The organism is Verrucosispora sp. WMMA2044 (assembly GCF_027497155.1).
GTDB lineage: Bacteria > Actinomycetota > Actinomycetes > Mycobacteriales > Micromonosporaceae > Micromonospora > Micromonospora palythoicola.
Window position 1 is genome coordinate 1,619,197 of sequence record NZ_CP114913.1, and the last position, 17,872, is coordinate 1,637,068.

Below are 17,872 nucleotides of genomic sequence, written 5' to 3' on the forward strand. Positions count from 1 at the left end.
CCGCCGGCCACCACACTCGGAGATCCGGTCGTCGCGGGACGATGCTTCCAGCCCGGTGCGTGATTCTGCTGGCAGGTCGCCGGTGGTTGGCCGGCTGTGGCGTATCGGGCGGCGCTACTGACTGTCGTACCCCGGTGCGAGGCTTTGGCGCATGGCGACTTTCGTTCTGATCCACGGCGGTGGCGGCAGTTCCTGGGACTGGCATCTGCTCGCCCCTGAGCTGGCCGGACGGGGCCACGACGTGGTGGTGCCGGAGTTGCCGATCGAGGATAGGGCGGCAGGCTTCGCCGAGTTCTGTGACACGGTCGTCAATGCCGTCGGCGATCGCAGCAACCTCGTGGTCGTCGGACACTCGTATGGTGCGTTCACGGCACCGCTGGTCGCTGACAAGCTGCCTGTGCGGCTCATTGTCCTGCTCACTCCCATGATCCCGAAGCCGGGTGAGAGCCCCGACGACTGGTGGGGCAACACCGGTCACCGCAGCGCAGAGGGGCTCAGTGAGGAGGAACAGTTCTACAACGGCGTGCCGGCCGAGATTGTCGCGGAGGCTTCGGCGCACGGCCGCGACCAGGTCAGCGCAGAATGGAGCGAGCCGTGGCCCCTGGATGCGTGGCCGGACGTGCCGACGAGGGTGCTCATCGCCCGTGAAGACCGGTTCTTCCCACCCGACTTCCAGCGCCGCGTCGCGGCCGACCGCCTCGATGCCGTACCGGATGAGATCGACGGTGGTCACGCGGTGGCGCTCAGCCATCCGAAGCAACTCGCCGACCAGCTGACCGCGTACCTGCCGCGCTGAAGGCGCTACGCCCGGTGCCGGCCGCAGCTGGTGCTGTCATCAGCGGGCCACCAGATGCAGCTCACCGTTGACGACAATCATTGATTGTCTGGTCGATGTCGGGCCTCCGACACGAACTTCATGGCTTGACCATCGGTGTCGTCGGGTCCTTGCGGCCAGTGCTTCCGGTCCCTGCGTGGATGAGGTTTTCGGCAGGGGGCATCGATCACCAGGCGCAGGGTGTGTAGTCCTTGAGGAAGCAGCCGTACAGGTCTTCGCCCTGTTCGCCGCGGATGATCGGGTCGTAGACCCGGGCCGCGCCGTCGACGAGGTCCAGCGGGGCGTGGAAGCCGGCGTCCGCCAGCCGCATCTTCGTCGGGTGTGGCCGCTCGTCGGTGATCCAGCCGGTGTCGACGCTGGTCATGAGGATGCCGTCGGACAGCATCTCCTGGGCGCTGGTGCGGGTCAGCATGTTCAGGGCGGCCTTGGCCATGTTGGTGTGTGGGTGCCCTGGTCCCTTGTAGCCGCGGGCGAACTGGCCCTCCATCGCCGACACGTTCACCACGTACTTGCGGCGGGCGGTCGCTGCGGCCATCGCCGGTCGTAGTCGGCTGATCAGTACGAACGGCGCGGTCACGTTGCACAGCTGCACTTCGAGCAACTCGACCGGGTTCACCTCGTGCACCCGCTGCACCCAGCTGTTGACCGGGTCGAGGTCCGGCACCAGACCGCCGGCGTCGATGGCGCTGGCTGTCGCGATCCGTTGCGGTGAGGCGGAGCCGCTGGTCAGCGCCAGCGCGGTGAGCGCGTGCGGGGTGATGGTGGGCGAGTTCAGTGGGGCTGTCAGGCTGCCCGCCGGGTCGCCCCGGCCGGCCGATTTGGCGAATGTGATCATCTCCGGCAGCGGGCCGTCCGGCAGGGCCGCCGCCTCCGCGGCGACGAGTTGCGCGTACGCCGCAGGCGTGCGGCGGACGGTCTGCGCCGCGTTGTTGATCAGGATGTCGAGTGGTCCCTGGCCGCTGACCGAGTCCGCGAGGGCGATGACCTGGGCGGGGTCGCGCAGGTCGATCCCGACGATCCGCAGGCGGTGGAGCCACTGCCCGCTGTCGGGCATCGCGGCGAATCGGCGGACCGCGTCGTGGGGAAATCGGGTGGTCACCGTGGTGTGCGCCCCGTCGCGCAGCAGCCGCAGCGCGATGTACATGCCGATCTTCGCTCGGCCGCCGGTGAGCAGCGCACGTCGGCCGGTCAGGTCGGTGCGGGCGTTGCGGCGCTCCCGGTTCAGCGCGGCGCAGGGCGGGCAGAGCTGATGGTAGAAGGCGTCCACATCGCGGTAGCGCTGCTTGCAGATGTAGCAGCCGCGCGGTTTGTGCAGGACGCCGGCCGTGGGACCTACGGTGGGGGAGGCGAGCGGGTTGCCCTGGGTCTCGTCGTCGATCCGGCCGGGGGCGCCGGTGGCGGTGGCCGCCGTGACTGCGCGGTCGGCCGCCGCGATGGCATCCCGCCGTTCCTCGCGTCGCCGCTGCTTGATCATTTTGTAGAGCTTCGCGGTGGCCCGCTGCACCCGCACCACGTCTGGGTGATCAGGAGGCAGGTCCTCCAACGCCTCGAAGACGCTGAGACAGGTCTCCAGCCGGGCCGGGTCAATGCGGTCTTGACCGGTTTCCGTAGTTTTGTCCGCCGTCATGGTGTCGCTGTCTCGTCCCGTTCCCTGCGCCGGAATACGTCCGGCCCACCCCAAGTCCGACCCGGAACTGTACGCACCGCGCGGCCTCCGACGCATCCCGCGCCTGTTCACCAGCCCGAAGACCGTAGAGGTCACACCTCGACCAGGTCTATGTGTTCAGGTCCGGTCCGTTTGTGGCGGATAGTGGGTGACCGGCCAGCACGTGTACCAGTGTCGATGCGCAGTGTCAGCCGGACGGCGTCGCCCTCATGCCGAGTCGCGTAGCACCAACTTCGTGGGCAGGATGACGGACGAGGGTTCGTGTCCCGCGATGAGTTCGACGAGCATGCGGGTCATTCCTTTGCCCAGGGCTTGGACCGACTGGTGAACGGTGGTCAACGGCGGATCGGTTCGTTCGGCTGTGCCGAGGTCGTCGAAGCCCACCACTGCCACGTCGGCTGGCACGGACCGGCCGGCGTCGATGAGGACGCGTAGGGCGCCCGCCGCCGTGTCGTCGCTGGCGGCGAAGATGGCGTCGAGGTCGGGGTGGCTGTCCAGCAGTGTTTTCATCGCTGCGGCACCGCCGGTCTCGGTGAAGTCGCCTTCTGCCGTCGCGTACGGGGTCAGCCCAGCCATGATCATCGCCTCGCGGTAGCCGCGGTAACGAGCACGGCCGACGTCGGTGGACATGGGGCCGGTGATGCTGACGATCCGGGTTCGGCCGAGGCCGATGAGGTGTTCGGTGGCGAGCCGCGCGCCGCCGAGGTTGTCGGAGTCGACGTAGAACTGTGGCTCGAAATTCAGTGGCCGCCCGCCGTACACCGCGGGCAGGCCGGCCCGACGCACGATGTGAGTCAGCGGATCGTCGCCGTGCAGGGCCATCAGCATGATGCCGTCGACGCCGCGCGTGTGCAGCAGGTTGGTCAGCCGGGACCGGCCCCGGCCGGAACTGGCCAGGCACAGCAGCAGGTGAAGATCGGTCTCCTCGAGCGCTGCGGACACGCCGACGATGACCTGGGCAAAGAACGGGTCGGCGAACAGCTCGGGATCGTCATGGGAGACCGCGAGCGCGACGATCCCCGTCTGCTGGGTGGCCAACGCACGGGCGGTGCGGTTGGGTAGATAGCCCATCTCCTTGATGGCGCGCTCCACGGCGTCGCGCGTGGCGCGGCTGACATGCGGTGCCTTGTTGATCACACGGGACGCGGCGGAGCGTGATACGCCGGCGCGTTCGGCCACCTCGTCGAGGGTCGGTTGCCGCCGGGGCCGCTGCGCTGCCATCGGGATGCCGAGTCCTTCCTGTCCGACGTCGGGGCAGCCGCTAACGCCGGCCGGTGCCGTTACCGCTGATCGATCGTATCGGTCGGCATCGACGGCGTCGAGATGGCTCACTGTCGTCGTCAGGCTGGAAGCGGTCCCAGAAATGTCTGATCTTGATCTTGTCATGAGGATGGTCTCTCTTGACATCTGCCTGAAACTTACCGACCATCGGACGGAAATGCATGGATGAACATCGCTGGAAGCGCTTCCAGTTTTACCCAGAGGAGAGCTATCCATGAAACGCTTTACCCGCCCCTGGGGACTTGCCGCCGCTCTGGCGTTGGCGGTTCCCGCGATCCTGCTCGGGGCACCAGCTGCGCACGCGGACCCGATCAGCCAGACCAGCGGCTTCTACGTCGACCCCAACTCGAGCCCCGCGAGGTGGGCGGCCGCAAACCCGGGCGACGGACGCGCCGCCGCCATCCGCACCGAGATCGCGCAGAAGCCGATGGCCAGATGGTTCGGCAACTGGAGCGGCGACATCGGGAGCGCGGTCAGGGGCTATGTGGGAGCCGCAGACGCTGTAGACAAGCTTCCGCTGCTGGTGGCCTACAACCTCCCCGGCCGGGACGCGTGCGGCGGCCACTCCGGTGGCGGCGCCGGCAGCGTCGCCGCGTACGACTCATGGATCGCCTCCTTCGCCTCCGCCATCGGCAGCCGTCCTGCCGTAGTGGTCCTCGAACCGGACTCCCTGGGCGACTTCAACTGCATGAGCCAGGCGCAGATCAATGACCGAGTGGGCATGCTCTCCCGCGCCGTCGGCCAATTCCGGTCCAAGGCGCCCAACACCTGGGCCTACATCGACGCCGGCAATCCCCGCTGGGTCGACGCCCAGACGATGGCGCAGCGGCTCAACATGGCCGGCGTGGGCAACGCACGCGGCTTCGCGCTGAACGTCTCGAACTACTTCACCACCGGCGAGAACACCAACTACGGCAATCAGGTCGCTTCCGCGCTGCAGAGATTCGGATACAGCAAGCCGTACGTGATCGACACCAGTCGCAACGGCAACGGCTCCAACGGTCAATGGTGCAACCCCGGCGGCCGCCGGATCGGCACACCCAGTCGGATGGGCGGCGGCGCGGAAATGCTGCTGTGGCTCAAGACGCCGGGGGAGTCCGACGGCAACTGCGGAGTCGGCGGCGGATCCAGCGCCGGGCAGTTCCTGCCCGAGGTGGCCTACAAGATGATCTACGGTTACTAGCGCAGCGCACGGAGAGCTTGACGTCCCCCGCGGCCGGTGCCTGCGTGGCCTGCCACACCAACGGCGCCTCTCTGTGTCCAGTCATTGGGCCCAGAGAGGCGCCGCGCACGCCCTACCCGCGCGAAGCGTTGCGCAAGGTCGGCAAGGACGAGGCGCCGCCGCGGCCGGCGACGACCACGAGCGTCGTCCGGGCGGTATCCAACCCGGATCGACGTTGGTGCCGCTTGCCGGAGCAGCCGGACTGGTATCCCGGCGGTCGGGGTGAGTCAGCGCAGGCGGGGGTCGTTGCCGGGGCGGGTGTCCACGGTCAGCTTCATGGTGCGGGCGATGTCGCCGAAGGAGATGTACGAGAAGTTGGTGGCGTCGCGTTGCCGGTCCACGTCGGGTCCGGTGTCGGGTTCGTCGTGAGTGACGAGCAGACCCTGCCGGTACATGCCGACGGGGCGGTTGGTCACGGCCAGGCCGTCGGAGCCGTTGATGTCGTCGACACCACCGACGCCGGCGACCCGGAAGCTTCCGACCGCCCGGTTCGTGCCGTGGCGCTGGTAGACAGCGAAGGTGTCGTCACCCTGGCTCGACACGAGCACGTACCCGGTGGAGCCCCGCCCGTAGTAGATGTCGACACCCTCGGCATCCGCGGTGAGCAGGTTGCCGCCGTAGCCCTTGGCGTTCGGGTCGACCGGCTCGCATTCCTCGGTCTCGGTGTCGTAGACGTCGTGGATGCCGAAGTCGGTGACCCGGTCGATGAGCGTGGGCCGGCTCCGCGGTCCGAGCGGTAGGTGCAGACGCCACAGGCCGACGTCCTCCTGCGCGGCGTAGAGCACGCCCGATGCCTGGTCCACCGCGACGCCTTCGAGCTGTGGCAGCACGCCCGGTTCTTCGCAGGGCACCCAGGTCGTGCCGTCGGGCAGCCGGAAGTGGCTCGGCATGGCGAGGTGCCGGATGTCGGTGTAGCCGAGCTTGCCGTCGATGTCCACGATGCGGACGGTGGCGATGGTGGTCGTGCCCTCCTGGGTGACGACGCCGTACGTCTCGCCCGGGCGCGGCTGCCAGACGGCGAGGCCGTAGGCGGTCTGCTCCTGCTCGACCGCCTGCCGGTCGGGGTTGAACAGGAAGGTCTGGTCCGCCGCGGTGACCTCGGTCAGGGGGGTACGTGCCGACGCGCCGGCCGGGTCGATGACGAAGAACCGGAGTTGGTCGTTGTAGCGGTCGGAGACGACGGCTACGTCGACCCGGCGACCGGCCAGGCGCAGGCCGTAGGCGATGTCGACGTTGTTGTAACGACCTGCGACCGCGTCGCCGCGCGGCGCCTCGGTGGCCGGCAGCGACTGGACCTGGCGGGAGCCCATGTCGTAGACGCGGAGGCCACCCTCCTTGGCCGTCACGATCACCACGGACTTGCGGGAGTCCGCCGGGTGGACCCAGATCGCCGGATCGTCACCGGAGGCGTTCCCGCCGGCCCTGTCGTCGTACAGCACCGGGGTTTCGTTGTCGGTGGTCACGACCGCCGGCCGGGCGATGGCGGCGGCGTTCACCTGCACCGGGGCGAGCAGCGCAGCGGCGACGGCGGCCACCGTCGCGACGGCGCCCAAGGTGTGCGTCATGCACCGACTCTTCGGTACGGAGATTGCCGTCGGCCCGTCCGGCGGGTTGCCGGGAGTGGAACTCGCGGGGTACTGCGGCTTCACCGCACGGCACAGTCAGGCGAGTTGCACGCCGGCGAGGTTGAGCAGATAGACAGCAGCGAACGCTCCATACCAGACGGCTGCGAACCCGGCTGCGGTGGTGGTGAATGCGTTGGGCCGCAGCTCGGGCGGCAGATGGCGCCGGTTCAGCAGCAGTGTCAGCACCACCAGCACCGGGGTGTGCACCGCCGCGACGACTCCTGCCACGGACAGGATGTCGACCGGCTGGCGTACCAGGAGAAACACCAGGATGAGCAGTGCCGTGACGACCACCACCGCGTACGCGTTCTTGAGTGTCTCTCGGTCGGTCAGGTTGAGGCGCAGCCGCCGGCCGACCTGGGCCAGCAGGCGCCCGGCCGCGGCGGGCTGGTCCTTGTCCAAGCGGGTGATCATGATGGTGGCGTCGGCGAAGGTGCGCCCCCAGCCGTCCTGGTTCGCCAGGACCGTGCCCCACAGGGCGATCACGATGCCCACGAGCAGCAGCCATCGGCCCCAGTCACCCCACACGTCGCCGAGCAGGCCGGTGAGGTCACGAGCGACATCGATGCCCTCGGGGACGATGCCCTGCGGTCGCAGCAGCTCGGCGCCCAGCACCAGGAAGGACAGGATGATCAAGGCGCCGCCGACGACGCCGAGAGCCGCCGCCCGCCCCATCACGCCGAGCCAGCGGTGCACCCGCCGTTCGCGCTCCGCGGGATCGACGCGCTTCTCGCTGCGGTTTCGGGCGTCGGGGCCGTCTCCGGTGACCGCACCACCGTAGCCCCGGGAGGCGACCCAGTACGAGTACCACATGATGCCCGCCGCGCCAGCCAGGATGAAACCGATCCAGGGCAGTACGAAGTAGAGGTCGAAGTCGCTGGGCAGCTGAGGCACCAGCCCGCCCGCCATCGTGCCGGGGGAGGGGAGCACCCTGACGGCGGTCGCGACGATGGCGAGGACCAGGACGGCCGAGAGCGCTGCCGTGACCTTCTCCATCCCGCTGTAGCGTCCGCTCACCACGAGCAGACAGGAGAGCACGATCAGGCCGATGGCGTAGACCGCCTGACCACCCGGGAGTTCGATCATGAGGGCGCTGCCCGCCAGCGCGGCGATACCCGCGATGGTGACCACGGCGGCGACCAGCTGCGGCACGAAGATGAGCCACAGCGCCCAGTCGCGCGGGCCGGGAAGGTCGCGGTAGCCGTCGAGAATGGTGCGGCCGGTCGCGACGGTGTAGCGCCCCACCTCCCGGATCATCACCCACATGAGGACCGCGGTGAGCAGGGCCAGCCATGCCAGGGCGTAGCCGTACCGGGAGCCGATTCGTGGGGTGAACAGTACGGATCCGGAGCCGACTGACGACAGCATCCACACCAGACCCGGGCCGTACCACCGTAGCCGCTGCCGCCCCTGCGGTGGAGGCGCCGCCTGGCTGCGCAGTCGCTGATCGGAGGTCGTCGCACGGGTTGCTGCCCTGTACATGCCATCCTTTCCGAGTTGAACCATCGGGGACGGGTCTGCCCTTGCCGGTCCGCCTTGTTCATCGTGTGCCGGTGTGGCGACGTGGAGCGGTCCGACCGGACGGGCGACCTCTTTCTTCCACCGTAGGAGCTCGCACGTCCGCTTGCAGGGCGATGAGGTGTAGGTAGCGATCGTGATCACGGAGAGCCGGGTTCATTCCGGGCGCTCCCCCACGCACGCTGACGACAGCGCAAGCGGCGATGCCGGAGCCCGGTGTTGTGCTGACAGCCGATCGTCTCACCGAGGCGAGACTGGCAGATGTTCAAGGAAGTCGAGGACTCGGTGCCAGGCATCGCCGCATGCCTGCTGGTGTTCGTCGAAGGAGATGTCGAAGAACGAGTGCGGGGCGTTCGGGTAGGTGATCAGCTGGTGGCGCACTCCCGCTTGGCGCAGAGCCATAGCGAACTGCGTAATGTCGTCAGCGGGGATCGAGGGATCATCCCCGCCGAACAGACCGAGCAGTGGGACGCCGATGCTACCTGCCCGTTCAGCGGGCCTGGGCAGCCGGCCGGGGCTGAGCTTGGCGTAGAAGCCGACCACCGCGTCAAGGTCAAGCCCACGGTTCGTCGCGGCCCGCGACTGCCCGGACACGCTCTTGAGGTAGTTCCGGCGGACTGGCATCAGCCGCAAAACACATGATCGACTCCCTGACACGAGGGACAGCCCGCGAACCCGAAGGCGCGACAACAGTGGAAGAGGCACGACGCGAGCCGCCAGGGTCCCGCGATTTCCGCCCTGAGGGTTACGTGCCTTCGCAACCCACGCGTGCTGGCCGGCTGGCGGTGGGGCTTCGAGCGGTGGTGCAGTGAGGATCCGGGTCCGTCCGGACGGCGCTGGTCCCGGTGCGCTAACGGATGAGGCAGAACGGGTGGCCAGCCGGGTCTGTGAAGACCCTGAAGCGTTCGCCGCCGGCTCGGAGCCGGCGGGCGCCCAGCTCCAGTGCCTGGGTCTCGCCTGCGTCGAGGTCGTCGACGAGGAGGTCGAGATGGGCTTGCTGTGGATACGCCGGATCTGGCCAGCGGGGCGGGTTGTAGGCGCTGATCTGCTGGAACATCAGGTTCTTACCGCCACCGGCGACAAGCGCGCCCTCGGGGCCGTCGTAGGTGACCTCCATGCCGGTGAGGCTGGCGTAGAAGCGGGCCAGTGCAGACGCGTCGGGTGCGTCGATCGTCACCGCGAACAGCCTCATCACCGGCCCGACGCCGTCTGCCTGGCAGAGATCGAAAGGATGACCGGCCGGGTCGGCCAGGGTGATCCAGGTAGGGCCGTCGGCCAGCCGGACCGCACCGAGGGCGACGGCCCGCTCGGCCTGCGCCTGGGGATCGTCGGTCTGCAGGTCCAGGTGGAACTGCTGCGGGTGCTCCTGCCCGGGCCACCGCGGCCCGACATGGTCGGGAGCGCGCTGAAATTCGATCTCCTGACCGTCCGGAGTCCGAACGCCGAACCGGTCGGGATCCTGACGGACGCTGTCCCAGCCGGCCAACTCGGCATAGAACGAGCCGACCTTGTCAATGTCAACGGCGTCGAAGATGGCCAGGTCCAGGCGAGCTGTCACGGTCATGGCCACATCCTGCCCCAGCCCACCGACACGAACTCCCGGCCACCTCCACGACACGACCAGCGTAAAAGCGCCACCGCGATTGGCGCGGCCGATGGGCGGCGGCACCGGGACCGGCGGGCACCCGTCGGGATCGGTTACCGCTGCCCCCCGAGCCGCTCGGTGATCCAGGTTGCCGCTTTCTCGACCGCCTGCCGGGATTCGTCGGTGTGGTCGAGCATGTCGAACCCGTGCTGCCCGTTCGGTACGTCGAGCACGTCGACCGGTACACCGTTGTCATCCGCCGCCTTCAGGAACACAGCGACCGGCTCGGACAACGAGGGGCGCTCCAGGCCCACCCGGGTGAGCAGAAGCGGCGGTACGGGCCGTCCCGCCTCGCCGATCGCCGCAGCGGGTGCGAACCGCGGATCGATGCCCCACTCCGGCAACGGCGCCAGCAGCGGGTACGTCAGGGCGACTGCGCGCAGCCACTCCGGCCGATCGCGGAGCCAGTCGGTGCTCAGCAGCCCGCCGCCGGAGAAGAACCAGAGCGCGATCCGCTCCGGGTCGACGCGCGGGTCCGCACGTACCCGCTCTACCGCATCGGCGACGTCCTGGGCCGCCGTGGCGTAGTCCGCGAAGGGACCGTCCGGGCCGACAACCACCTGGAGCCGATGCTCGGCGGTCACCGCGACCGGGCCGAGGGAGGCGAGCAGAGAGCCGTAGCCGCGGTAGACCGGCCAGTCACGCGGGGTCGGGTTCATGTCGGGCGGTATCGGGCCCCCATGAACGAGGATCACCGCGGGGCGTGGCACGTCGCCATCCGGCACGTACCAGTCGAGGTTCGCCTCCCGCTCCGCGTGGTGATCGGGTGGGTTCAGCACGAAGGGGCGGAGGAAGCTCGGCGTCTCTTCCATGATCGCAGTCTGTCACGCAAGATTCGATCTCGCAGACCAGCCGCTGTCCATCCTGAATGGTTGATCGCCGCGGACCGTTCTCCGCCAGGAGGTCGAGCTTGCGAGCAGTAGGGTAAATGGATATAACGCCAGTTTTGCGTGCTTCTCGCCACCTCGACAGCCGAGATCGGCGGCTACGCATGGTGCCCATGACGAGAACCTGATCTTGGTGATTGGCGTCTGTATGGACGTGAGGGAAGACGAAGGGGAGTTGCTGCGGCGGATCGCGCGTGGCGACGGCGCGGCGTTCGACGAACTGTACCGCCGGACATCTCCGTGGTTGCTCGTCCGTCTCCGCCGTCGCTGCGCGGACGACGACCTGATCGCCGAGGTCATTCAGGAGACCTATCTCGCGGTGTGGCGAGCCGCCGACTCCTACGCGGGCATGAGGGCCGGTAGCGCGGTCGGCTGGCTGTGGTCGATCGCCGCGCGGCGGCTCGTCGACGGGTTTCGGCGACGCGCGAGGGATTCCCAGGCGGTGCCGCTGCCGCTGGCGCTGGAGGACTCGCCGGCGGCGGAGGATGTGGTGCTGGCGGGCGCGATCGACGACGACATGGGTGATGCTCTGCGCCGGCTGGCACCGGAGCTGCGCCAGGTGCTGCACGCCCTGGTGTTGGACGGACTTTCGGTCCGGGAGACCGCGCTCATGCTCGGCCTTCCCGAGGGGACCGTGAAGACTCGCGCCCGTCGTGCGCGACTGGCACTGCGGGAGGCGTTGTCGTGAGCGCACACATCCCGGTCCGGGCACTGGGCCGCTATGCCGCCGGTGATCAGGGCATCGCACCGGATGTCCTGTGGGCGATGGAGACGCACCTGGAGCAGTGTGCCGACTGCCGGGCTCGGCTGGCGGACGCCAGCGACGGTGACACGATGGCGCTGTTGGCCGCCGTCTGGGTGAAGGTGGACGCTGCGCTGTCCGCCGCGGAGCCGGCGACTGTTCGGCGCCGGTGGATGCCTGCGCGGTCCGTCCGGTGGGTGACGCCGGTGCTCGTTCCCTGGCTCGTGACGACGGTGCTGGTGGTGCTGGTCGCGCTCGGGTTCGACCTGGCGGTCGCCGGCCGGGGCGTGGCACCGCCGTCGCTGGTGGTGCTCCTGGCTCCGGTCGCGCCGCTGCTCGGGGTCGCCACCGCCTGGACCGGGCGGCTCGATCCGGCCCACGAACTGGTCGTCGCGACCGCCCGGGCCGGCCTCGGGATGGTGCTGCGACGAACCCTGGTCGTGCTCGTGGTGGTGATCCCGGTGCTGGCGGTGGCCGGCTGGATGGTGGGCGCATCCCCGGCGCGCTGGTTGATGCCCTGCCTGGCGTTCACCGCAGGTGCGCTGGCGCTCGGCAAGGTGGTCGGCCTGCCGAGGGCGGCGTGGGGCCTGGCGTTGCTCTGGGCCACGGTGGTCGTCGGACCGAGCATCGTCACCGCCCGGCTACCGGTACTGCTGACCGAGGCCGCCCTGCCGGGCTGGGCGGCGCTGACCGTGGTGGTGGCTCTCGTCCTCGTGCCTCGTCGCAGTGGTTACGCGGAGCTCCGATGAGAAGAAGGTACGGAATGAGGAAAGGGATCAGTGCCGCCCTCCTGGCGCCGACGACGTACGCGTGGGCGATCCGGGCGGTGGAGCTTCGGGTGCGAGCGGGCAGGCGCCTTGCCGTCGACGGCCTCGACCTGTCGATGGGCAACGGCGTGCACGGGCTGCTCGGGCCCAACGGTGCCGGTAAGACGACGCTGATGCGGGCACTCGCGACCGTGTCGCGCCCGGCCGGCGGCGTGCTCGAACTACTCGGTCACCCCGTGCACGCACGACCCGACCTGCGGACGTTGCGCCGGTCGATCGGCTACCTTCCGCAGGAATTCGGCTTCTACGGCCGGTTCACCGTGCGGGAGTTCGTCGAATACCTCGCCTGGCTGAAGGAGGTGCCGGCGCACGACATCCCGGACGCGGTCCAGCGTGCGTTGGAACGCGTGGGCCTGGCCGAGCGTGGCGACTCACGCATGAAGACGCTGTCCGGTGGGATGGTAAGGCGCGCCGGCATCGCGCAGGCGATCGTCAACGATCCGGAGATCCTGCTGCTGGACGAGCCCACGGTCGGTCTCGATCCCGAGCAGCGGATGGCCTTCCGCTCGCTGCTGCGCGAGCTGGGCGAGCACACCTGTGTCGTCGTCTCCACCCACCTGGTGGAGGACGTGGTCGCTGCCTGCACGAACGTGGTGCTGATGGATGCCGGTCGGCTGGTGTTCGATGGTGGTCCGGCGGATCTGGTGGAACTGGGCCGCGAAGGGGTGGGCGACAGTTCGGCCGAACGCGGGTACACCGAGCTGCTGCGCCGGCACCGCGCGGCGGGGGAGCGCACCGCATGACCGGCCGGATCCTGCGTATCGAGATCCATCGGTCGGTGGCGCCGTGGACGGCCCTGGGCGCCGCGCTGGTCGGCACCGCCCTGCTCTATGTCGCCCTGGACGGTTGGGGAGGCCGCTGGATGCTGCTGGCGCTCTGGCAGCGGGAGTACCTGTTCATCCTCTGGCCCATGGCACTCGGCCTGGGCGCATGGCAGGCCGGCCGCGACCGCCGCTGCCGCACCGAGGAACTGGTCGCGGCGACCGCCCGTCCGCGGTGGCAGCGGGTGCTACCGGCAGCCACGGCGATGGCGCTCGCCGGGGCCGCCGGCTACGTGCTGATGTACGTCGGCGGCGCGGTCCAGGTCGCGGCGTACGCGAGCTACCTGCCGGGGCAGTCCATCGTGATAGCCGGGGTCGGTGTGCTCTGGATGGTGTCCGGCGTCTGGCTGGGCATGACCGTCGGGGCGCTCGCCCCGTTCCGCCTGACCCCACCCGCCACCGCCGTCGTCGGTGCCACCGTGGCGCTCGTCGCTATCACCGACCGGGGGTACGCCCACGTGCCGAAGATCGTTCATCTGCTGACTCCGTCACCGTTCGGGTTCTGGGGCGACTTCGTGACGGTGCTGGGCAGAGTCAGCGTCGCCCACACTGTCTGGCTGGTCGGACTGGCGGTGAGCGCGCTCGCCAGTTTCCTCTGCGCCACCCGGACCGCCCGGATGGCGGCGGCCCTGCCCGCCGTGGTGGCGGCCGTGGTGGCCCTGGCGATACTTCCCGACGGCCGGCAGCGGCTGCCGGTACCCGATGCGGCGGCCGCCGCGCTGGTCTGCAGCGTCGGACCGGGGCCCGAGGTGTGTGTCACCCGGGTCCACGCCAGCGCGCTGGCGGAGCTGCGCGATCCGGCGCGGCAGGCGCTCGCGACGATGTCGGCGAAGCTCCCGCAGGCACCGACCTCGGTCCACGAAACACCCGAATCCTGGTACGAGACCCAGCCGACACCACGACCGAGGAATGTGCTGCTCGTGGAACTCGAGCTCGCGCCCTGGGGTGGTGCGAAGGCAAGCCCCGACGAGTTGCGGTGGCGTCTCCTGGACGGAGCGGGTACCCGGCCGTGTGCGTACACCATCGGAAATCCCGACGTGGCCCGGGCGAACCGCGTCGCCCGGCTGGCCGCGGCCGCCTGGCTGGCCGACAGTGCGCCACCGGACGGCCCGGACGGCGAGGCGGCGCGTCAGACGTGGCAGGTCCTTCGCGCGTTCCCGGCGGCCGAGCAGCGGGACCGCGTCGCCGCGCTACGCAGGGCGGCGCTGGCCTGCACCGAGGTGAACCTGCTCGACCTGCTGGTCGGTGACCACTCATGAGGTGGCTCACGTTGTACCTGCGGTGCCGGGGTGTCCCGGCCGCCGCCGGGGCGGCGGCGGCCGGCGTACTCGTGTTGTGGGGGCTGGGCCAGACGGCCGAGGAGTCGCGCCTCAGGCTCGCGGTCGCGTTGTTGTCGACGCTCGTCGCCACCGTCGCGTTCGGGCCCGGGCTCGCCGGCGCCGATCCCGCGTTGGAGCGGACGGCGTCCCTGCCGTGGCCGCCGCGCCGCGCCGCGCACATCCTGGCGGTGATGGCCAGCGCGACGCTCATCGCCGCGGCGCCGGCGCTGACCGGCGCACCGCTGGCGACGGCGGCGCTGATGATCCGGAACACCGCCGGGCTCGGTGGACTCCTCGCCGTCGGAGCGGTCTGGGGTGCGCAGTGGGCCTGGCTTCTCCCGGTCGGGTGGACGCTCGTGGTGATCCTGTCCGGGCCGGCGAGCGGGCACCTGTACCAGGAGATCCTGACCTGGATGCTGCAGCCGGCCGCCACCACCTCGGCCGCTGCCTGCGCCGCGACCATCGCCGTCGTCGGCGTGGTCACCCACGCCGTGCTCGGGGCTCGCCGGTGAGCACCCGTCCCGGCGGATCGCCGAGTCGCCCCCGGCCTGACCCGGAGCACGGCCGTCACTGGTCCGACCGACGAGGCGTGCCCGAGAACGTTGTGCTGCACGATCAATCACGAGATCCAGTACGCATGTCCACCGCCGGCCGACGCGGAGGTCCGGGTCGCAGGACCGCGTCGAGGCCGTTCAGTCGCAGCACGCTTGCGCCGCGCAGGTGCGCCAGGTCCGTACTACCGTCCCCCGTGTACGCGACAAAGGCCGCCTGTTCGGTCCAGTGCAGGCGGGTTCCGTCCGTCTCGGCGTCGAGTTGGACGGTGACCAGCGAGGTCCAACGCAGTTCGTCGTCGACGATGGCCTCGTAGCCGTAGACGATCCGGTGGATACGGGCGATGTCGATGTATCGCGACCGGTACTCCAGCCGTTCCGGCGCGGTGTCCAGCCCGGTGTAGGTACTGCGGGCCGTCTCGCCTCCGCCCACGCGGAAGTCGTGCTCGTACGAGGCTGCGTGGCCGGGGAGCCGGAACCACCGCCGCCTGACCGTGGTGTCGGCGAAGGCCGTGAAGACCTCGTCCGGCGACGCGTCGAGGTGCCGCGAGATCGTGAACGTGTCGTGTCGGACCATGCCGTTCCTTCCGCTGTCACGGCCACAGAGAGGGTGGCCGCACACCCAGTTACGATCAGAAGAAACGTGCGTCCACCGGTTTTAGTCCGGCTTTCCGATACGCACTTTGAAGTCAGTTACTGACGGACGAGGAACAACGAGCCATGACAAGCTCCCTCGGCGCCGAACTCGCACAGCGCGGGGTCGCGCCGGACTGCGTGCGGACGATCGAGCTCGTCCGTGACGTACTGGCGCGGGTCGGCGACAAGTGGACGCTGCTGACCCTCACGGTCCTGGCGCCCGGCCCGCTGCGCTTCACCGCGCTGCACGATCAGGTCGCCGGCATCTCGCAACGGATGCTCAGCCAGACGCTGCGCGGGCTCACCCGCGACGGGTTGGTGACCAGGACCGCGTACCCGCACGTGCCCCCGAGGGTGGAGTATGCCCTGACGCCACTCGGCCGTTCACTGTGTGAAGCGGTGGACGGACTCGTGGGCTGGGTCCGAGACCATCAGAGCGACATCGCCCGAAACCGCGACGAGTTCGACCAGGCGCCCGCCGCGAGCACCGCCACCCGGCCATACCCATAGCCGGGATGTCCGTCAGACCGGGTCATCCCATCGGGATGCGTCTCCGACGGCGTGCGGGTGACCGCCGTCAGCAGCGAGAACGGTGCCTGCCGGCTCGGCCGGGGACGCGAGTGGGGCGGGTCGGCGCGGGCCGAATGCCACCACGAGTTGGTCGCCCAGCGCCGTCGCGGATGGGTGTGGGTCGCGACGTGGTGTGATCATGTAGATGCCACGGGTTGGGGGATCGACGAGTGTCACCGTAGTGACGTCGGTTCGCAGCGCGCACGTCAGTATCCCGGGTATCAGGGCGATAGCGTGGCCGGTGGCGACCAGGGCTATCTTGCCGGGTAGGTCGGCTGCGGTCAGGTCGATACGGGTGGCGACTCCGGCGCGGGCGGCGTGCTGGCGCAGCAGCGCGGCCGAGCCGTCGTTGTCCTCGACCCAGGCCTGGCCGGCAAGGGTTCGGATGTGGACCGGACCGCGCCCGGCCTGCGGATGGTCGACGGGCAGCACGACCACCATTTCGTCCAGCCCCAGGAAGCGTCGTTCGACACGCGGATCGTTGGGTAGACCGGGTGGCGCGTCGGTGATGACGGCGACGTCAAGGTCGCCAGCGATCACCTGGTCGTGCAGTTGTGCGCTCAGTCCGGGTGACAGGCTCCACCGGAGGGGGCCGGCCTCGTCGAGCAGGCGGCGGATCGCTTTGGGCACGATCCCGGCCGCCAGTGCGGGAGTCGCGCCGATGGCCAGCGGCCGGCGGAGCGTTCCGTCACGGATGTCCCGGACGGCGTTCAGCGCCCGGTCGCTCTCCATCAGTGTGATCCGGGCGTGGTGCTGGAACACTTCACCGGCAGGCGTCGGCGCGGACGTCTTCACCGACGTCTTCCTACTGATCTACGTGGATCACAGTTGGCGCATCGCGAACAAGGCCTACCACCGGAGCACCCGACGGACGAGGACCGTGCACGAGCGTCACCCCGCACATCCCCATCGACGCGGCCAGTTTCCGGCCGGCGGATCCTTGCCGGAGAACGCTCCGCCACCGTGGCGCGCGTAGCCACCGTACGTGTCAACGATGACCTTGCGGCCGGTGAGACCGGCGTCGCCCATCGGGCCACGGATCTCGAGACGGCCGGCCGGGTTGAGCAAGAGACGGTGCCTCTCGGCGTCGATGCCAATTCCTGCCTACGGCCGCTCGCTCACCGGATGGCGGCGGCGTAGGCACCGCGTGACAGCCAAGAACACCAAGGTCAAGAGCAGGAGGCGATACGCGGTGCCTCGTCGGAGAGTGTGGACCCGGCAACGAGATCCGGTCCGCCGGGTCCTGTACCGAGCGTCGGTCCCCGGGACGCGGCCCTCACGCCAGGGTGCTCCGGTTGCCGTCGGGTTCGAACCGGTCGGTTCGCGTGAGCACCCGGCGACGGGTCCAGCAGGCGAGCAGGTTCAACCCCAGGGCGTACGCGGCGGCGCTCACCAGCAGGGCAGTACTGGCGCCGCGTCCCCAGTCGCCCACCGTCACGGGCGGTACGGCCCAGACATCCGTCGACAGGCCGGCCAGTGCGATCGCCGTGCCGGCCGCGATCGGTGGGACGGTCCACAGCAGCGCGTCCGGCCCCGCGAACTGGTCGTCCTGTAGGAGTCCCGTCATGGTGGTGACGAACCAGCCGAACAGGAGCAGGAGCATGAGCGGCCAGCGCGTCGCGGGTCGCCGCAGGCGCCCCCCGAGCAGCGCGCCGAGGCCGACGCCGGCAGCGGCGTAGAGCGGGTAGGCGGCCACCTCGCACAGGAGGACCCGCACCAGGATCGGG

At 69.7% G+C, this 17,872-nt stretch carries 18 protein-coding genes and 1 pseudogene; 8 read left to right on the plus strand and 11 right to left on the minus strand.

The features are described 5' to 3' along the window. The first annotated feature begins 151 nt into the window (after positions 1-151). The gene (locus O3597_RS07365) at positions 152-796 is read left to right on the plus strand and encodes an alpha/beta hydrolase (RefSeq protein ID WP_164448019.1); all 645 of its coding nucleotides are present in this window, start codon (positions 152-154) and stop codon (positions 794-796) included. Between the two features lie 205 nt (positions 797-1,001). On the opposite strand, the gene O3597_RS07370 is transcribed toward O3597_RS07365, so the two are convergent. Together O3597_RS07370 and O3597_RS07375 are read right to left on the minus strand one after the other, a co-directional pair. Then, positions 1,002-2,462: an SDR family oxidoreductase gene (locus O3597_RS07370; RefSeq protein ID WP_281603606.1), complete on the minus strand. Its 1,461-nt coding sequence runs from the start codon at positions 2,460-2,462 to the stop codon at positions 1,002-1,004. A 246-nt stretch (positions 2,463-2,708) separates the two neighbouring features. Beyond that, entirely contained in the window at positions 2,709-3,722 is a 1,014-nt protein-coding gene (locus O3597_RS07375) for a LacI family DNA-binding transcriptional regulator (RefSeq protein WP_166458730.1), read from the minus strand. Positions 3,723-3,996: 274 nt separating this feature from the next. Here O3597_RS07375 and O3597_RS07380 point away from each other — a divergent pair, with 274 nt between their 5' ends. Next, entirely contained in the window at positions 3,997-4,965 is a 969-nt protein-coding gene (locus O3597_RS07380; RefSeq protein ID WP_281603607.1) for a glycoside hydrolase family 6 protein, read from the plus strand. Between the two features lie 266 nt (positions 4,966-5,231). Here the strand turns inward: O3597_RS07380 and O3597_RS07385 are convergent, their stop codons facing one another. The 5 genes from O3597_RS07385 to O3597_RS07405 all read right to left on the minus strand — a co-directional run bounded on the left by O3597_RS07385 (position 5,232) and on the right by O3597_RS07405 (position 10,604). Next, positions 5,232-6,569, minus strand: a complete 1,338-nt coding sequence (locus O3597_RS07385; RefSeq protein WP_281603608.1) for a phytase — start codon at positions 6,567-6,569, stop codon at positions 5,232-5,234. Between the two features lie 96 nt (positions 6,570-6,665). Next, positions 6,666-8,111, minus strand: coding sequence for an Nramp family divalent metal transporter (locus O3597_RS07390; protein ID WP_281603609.1), 1,446 nt, complete (start codon positions 8,109-8,111; stop codon positions 6,666-6,668). A 276-nt stretch (positions 8,112-8,387) separates the two neighbouring features. Further along, complete coding sequence (locus O3597_RS07395) at positions 8,388-8,771, minus strand: dienelactone hydrolase family protein (protein ID WP_281603610.1); 384 nt, start codon at positions 8,769-8,771, stop codon at positions 8,388-8,390. A gap of 226 nt (positions 8,772-8,997) precedes the next feature. Next, positions 8,998-9,816, minus strand: a complete 819-nt coding sequence (locus O3597_RS07400) for a VOC family protein (protein ID WP_281603611.1) — start codon at positions 9,814-9,816, stop codon at positions 8,998-9,000. A 29-nt stretch (positions 9,817-9,845) separates the two neighbouring features. After that, complete coding sequence (locus O3597_RS07405) at positions 9,846-10,604, minus strand: alpha/beta hydrolase (RefSeq protein WP_281603612.1); 759 nt, start codon at positions 10,602-10,604, stop codon at positions 9,846-9,848. A 223-nt stretch (positions 10,605-10,827) separates the two neighbouring features. Here O3597_RS07405 and O3597_RS07410 point away from each other — a divergent pair, with 223 nt between their 5' ends. From O3597_RS07410 to O3597_RS07430, 5 genes are read left to right on the plus strand one after another with little or no spacing between them, the layout of a single operon-like run. Further along, entirely contained in the window at positions 10,828-11,367 is a 540-nt protein-coding gene (locus O3597_RS07410) for a sigma-70 family RNA polymerase sigma factor (protein ID WP_164448011.1), read from the plus strand. Continuing rightward, positions 11,364-12,170 (plus strand): zf-HC2 domain-containing protein, encoded by an 807-nt coding sequence (locus O3597_RS07415; RefSeq protein WP_164448010.1) that lies wholly within the window; start codon positions 11,364-11,366, stop codon positions 12,168-12,170. Before O3597_RS07410 ends, O3597_RS07415 begins: the two co-directional genes overlap by 4 nt. 14 nt (positions 12,171-12,184) lie before the next feature. Then, entirely contained in the window at positions 12,185-12,991 is an 807-nt protein-coding gene (locus O3597_RS07420; RefSeq protein WP_164448009.1) for an ABC transporter ATP-binding protein, read from the plus strand. Further along, complete coding sequence (locus O3597_RS07425; RefSeq protein WP_281603613.1) at positions 12,988-14,328, plus strand: hypothetical protein; 1,341 nt, start codon at positions 12,988-12,990, stop codon at positions 14,326-14,328. The genes O3597_RS07420 and O3597_RS07425 overlap by 4 nt, the downstream gene beginning before the upstream one ends. Continuing rightward, complete coding sequence (locus tag O3597_RS07430; RefSeq protein WP_216592239.1) at positions 14,325-14,900, plus strand: hypothetical protein; 576 nt, start codon at positions 14,325-14,327, stop codon at positions 14,898-14,900. The genes O3597_RS07425 and O3597_RS07430 overlap by 4 nt, the downstream gene beginning before the upstream one ends. A gap of 103 nt (positions 14,901-15,003) precedes the next feature. Here O3597_RS07430 and O3597_RS07435 read toward each other — a convergent pair whose 3' ends face one another. After that, the gene (locus O3597_RS07435) at positions 15,004-15,516 is read right to left on the minus strand and encodes an SRPBCC domain-containing protein (RefSeq protein ID WP_281603614.1); all 513 of its coding nucleotides are present in this window, start codon (positions 15,514-15,516) and stop codon (positions 15,004-15,006) included. A 143-nt stretch (positions 15,517-15,659) separates the two neighbouring features. Here O3597_RS07435 and O3597_RS07440 point away from each other — a divergent pair, with 143 nt between their 5' ends. Beyond that, positions 15,660-16,085 (plus strand): helix-turn-helix domain-containing protein, encoded by a 426-nt coding sequence (locus O3597_RS07440; RefSeq protein WP_164448004.1) that lies wholly within the window; start codon positions 15,660-15,662, stop codon positions 16,083-16,085. A 12-nt stretch (positions 16,086-16,097) separates the two neighbouring features. Here the strand turns inward: O3597_RS07440 and O3597_RS07445 are convergent, their stop codons facing one another. The 3 genes and pseudogenes from O3597_RS07445 to O3597_RS07455 all read right to left on the minus strand — a co-directional run bounded on the left by O3597_RS07445 (position 16,098) and on the right by O3597_RS07455 (position 17,862). Next, positions 16,098-16,940 (minus strand): LysR family transcriptional regulator substrate-binding protein, encoded by an 843-nt coding sequence (locus O3597_RS07445; protein ID WP_281603615.1) that lies wholly within the window; start codon positions 16,938-16,940, stop codon positions 16,098-16,100. Positions 16,941-17,078: 138 nt separating this feature from the next. Next, positions 17,079-17,246: pseudogene (locus O3597_RS07450) on the minus strand (methionine adenosyltransferase domain-containing protein); the annotation flags it as partial. A gap of 175 nt (positions 17,247-17,421) precedes the next feature. Then, on the minus strand, positions 17,422-17,862 hold the full coding sequence (locus tag O3597_RS07455; protein WP_281603616.1) for a hypothetical protein: 441 nt from the start codon (positions 17,860-17,862) through the stop codon (positions 17,422-17,424). Positions 17,863-17,872 lie beyond the last annotated feature (10 nt).